The 3,194-nt window shown below is 62.1% G+C and carries 3 protein-coding genes; 2 read left to right on the forward strand and 1 reads right to left on the reverse strand.

The window, feature by feature from the left end; translation table 11 throughout:
* The coding region (gene ylqF / locus HUJ17_RS02215) for a ribosome biogenesis GTPase YlqF (protein ID WP_290509159.1) at nt 1–791 on the reverse strand (791 nt) is incomplete at its 3' end.
* Between the two features lie 204 nt (nt 792–995).
* On the opposite strand from ylqF, the gene HUJ17_RS02220 reads away from it, so the two are divergent.
* Nucleotides 996–2,198, forward strand: a complete 1,203-nt coding sequence (locus HUJ17_RS02220) for an acyl-CoA dehydrogenase family protein (protein ID WP_290509160.1) — start codon at nt 996–998, stop codon at nt 2,196–2,198.
* A gap of 145 nt (nt 2,199–2,343) precedes the next feature.
* Nucleotides 2,344–3,194 (forward strand): acyl-CoA dehydrogenase family protein (locus tag HUJ17_RS02225; protein WP_290509161.1); only part of this gene is annotated, 851 nt, incomplete at its 3' end.

The following is a 3,194-nucleotide window of genomic DNA, read 5'->3' on the forward strand; positions in this document are numbered from 1 at the left end:
CCGCCGCGGTATTCGCTGATCAGCAGGGTGGCGGCGCGGTCGAAGTCCACGTGGCCGCCGCTGCCCAGGCAGCCCCGTTGTTTGCCGATAGTTTCCAGGAAGGGCACGCCTTCTTCGGGCAGGTCATCGCGTTTGAAGCGCTCTTTCATTTGTTCCGGGTAGGCCTGCATAAAGTATTCGGCGGCGAACAGGGCCACGTCGTCTTCCTGCATGGCGGTGGCCTTGATGGCGCCGGAGAGGGCCAGGCGGTAGCCGCTGTTACGGTTTTCGATTTTCGGCCAGAGGATACCGGGGGAGTCGATGAGAATCAGGCCGCCGCCCAGTTCGATGCGTTGCTGGCGCTGGGTCACCGCCGGTTCGTTACCGGCCCGGGCTACCTGGCGGCCGGCCAGGGTGTTGATGAAGGTGGATTTGCCCACGTTGGGGATGCCGGTGATCAGGGCGGTGATGGTGGTGGCCCGGTCCCGCTTTTTGTGGACCATCTGCTGGCAGAGGTCCGCCAGCTTGCGGATGGATTCCGGTTTGTGGGTGGTGATGGCCAGGGCGCGGACGGTGGGGTCTTTTTGCAGGTGGTCGAGCCACTGCTGGGTGATGTCCGGGTCGGCCAGGTCGCTTTTGCTCAGCAGTTTCAGGCAGGGCTTGTCGGCACGGAAATTCTCGATCACCGGGTTAGAGCTGCTGTAGGGCAGGCGGGCGTCGACGATTTCGATGATCAGGTCCACCTTGGGCAGGATGTCGCGGATTTCGCGGGTGGCCTTGTTCATGTGGCCGGGGAACCAGTTGATGCTCATAAGCGGGTGTTGCCTGTCTGCATGAAGTATCGGCGCATTATAGCGGACTTGCCCCGGCGGGGCGTGGCTCGTACCCGCTTTGTCTTTAGCCAGGGCGGCAGCCTTTGACGCTTTTCGCCAGTGGCGTGATACGAATCGTCATGAGTGTCTCATTTTGTCTCCCGTACACTGGGTCCACTGAATCTGATAACAGCGGAGTAGGGTATGGATCTGCGGGTGCCGGAGCAGGAGAAGGCGTTTCGGGATGAGGTGCGCACCTTTCTGGAGGAGAGCCTGACCCCGGAAATCCGGGAAGCGGGCAGGCTGGTGACATCGGTGTTTGCGCCGGTGAAGGAAGCCATGGCCTGGCAGCGCATTCTCAACGACAAGGGCTGGGCGGCGCCGCACTGGCCGAAGGAATTCGGCGGCACCGGCTGGAGTGTGAGTCAGCGGGCCATCTTCGCGGAGGAGCTGGTCCGGGCCGAGACCCCGCCATTGGTGCCCATGGGCCTGCACATGTGTGGCCCCTGCCTGATCGGTTGCGGCACCGAGGAGCAGCAGCAGGAATACCTGCCGAAAATTCTCAACGGCGAACACTTCTGGTGCCAGGGATACTCCGAACCGGGCTCCGGCTCCGATCTGGCCTCCCTGAAGACCTTTGCCGACAAGGATGGCGACGACTACATCCTTAACGGCACCAAGATCTGGACCACCTACGCCCACTACGCCAACAAGATGTTCGCGCTGGTGCGCACCAATCGCGACGGCAAGCCCCAGCAGGGCATTACCTTCCTGCTGCTGGACATGGACCTGCCCGGCATCACCATCGAGCCCATTGTTGGCCTGGATGAAGTGCCGGAGCAGTGCCAGGTGTTCTTCGACAATGTGCGGGTACCGCAGAAGAACCGGGTAGGCGCGGAAAACGACGGCTGGACCGTGGCCAAGTATCTGCTCACCTTCGAGCGTGGTGGCCAGGAATATGCGCCGGGCCTGAACGTGATGCTGGAAAAGATCCGCCTGATGGCCGAGAAGCAACAGACCGCTTTTGGCCCGCTGAATAAAGACCCGGTATGGCAGCACAAGTTTGCCGCCCTGGAGGCGGATGTGCTGGCGCTGGAATTCACCGAGATGCGCATCAAGTCCGCCCTGTCTGCCGGCAAGGATCCCGGGGCCCTGTCCTCCATGACCAAGATTCTCGGCACCGAGTTGCTGCAGAAAGTCACCGAGCTGCGCATTGAAACCCTGGGTAGCCAGAGTGTGATCTGGCAGCCCCAGGCCCTGGTGCCCGGCGAGGAACAGCCGGTGATCGGGCCGGAGTATGCACTCACTGCCATGCCCCATTATCTGAACTCGCGGGCCTGTTCCATTTATGGCGGATCCAATGAGGTGCAGCGCGGGATTATCGCCAAGGCGGTATTGGGGCTTTGAGGGTGACCGAGGGCCGGGATTCGTCATGCAAGCATGACTTCCCACAGGGGCTCTCGGTGGTGTCAGGTTTTGTGGGAAACCATGCTGTGCATGGTGAAGGCTTGAGCGGCGAAGGCCGGCAGTCGCCCGGGAATGGAGAACAACGATGAATTTTCAGTTGAGTGAAGAACAGCAAATGCTGGCGGACAGCGCCAAGCGGTTTGTGCGTGACAACAGTGATGTGGAAACCCATCGCCGGAACAAGAAACTGATGCCACTGGATGCGGCCACCTGGCAGCAATTTGCCGATCTGGGCTGGCTGGCGGTGCCGTTCGAGGAAGAGCACGGCGGCCTGGGCATGGGGCCGCTGGAAACCATGGTGCTGCTGGAAGCCCTGGGGGAGGGCCTGATTATGGCCCCCTATATTGCCACCGTGGTGCTGGGCGGCGGTTTTCTGCGCCAGGCCAGCGCGGCGCAGCAGGCGGAGACCATTCCTGCCTTGCTGGAAGGCAAGCTACAGGTGGCCTTTGCTGCGGAAGAGTATGAGCGGGTGTTTACGCTGGAAAACACCGCCATGGTCGCCGACCTGAATGGCAATGAGGCGATACTGAATGGCACCAAGAGCTGCGTGATGAACGGCGACCAGGCGGACCTGCTGGTGGTGCTGGCGCGTACCGCCGGCCAGCCCGGTGATCAGGATGGCCTCAGCCTGTTTCTGGTGGATGCCAATGCACCGGGGGTGGAGCGGGTGCCCCACCGTACCGTGGACGGTCGCCAGGGCGCGGAGATCCGCTTCAACCAGGTAAAGGTGGCCGAGGCGGCCCGCATCGGTGCATTGCATGGCGGCTATGCCATCGCCCAGCAGGTGCTCCATGAGGGCCTGCTGGCCCTGTCGGCGGAGTCCGTGGGCAGCCTGTCCGTGCTGCTCAATGAAACCGTGGAATACAGCAAGACCCGCAAGCAGTTCGGCATGCCCATCGGCAAGTTCCAGGTGCTGCAGTTCCGCATGGCGGACAT

This window comes from Alcanivorax sp., from assembly GCF_014762765.1.
GTDB lineage: Bacteria > Pseudomonadota > Gammaproteobacteria > Pseudomonadales > Alcanivoracaceae > Alcanivorax.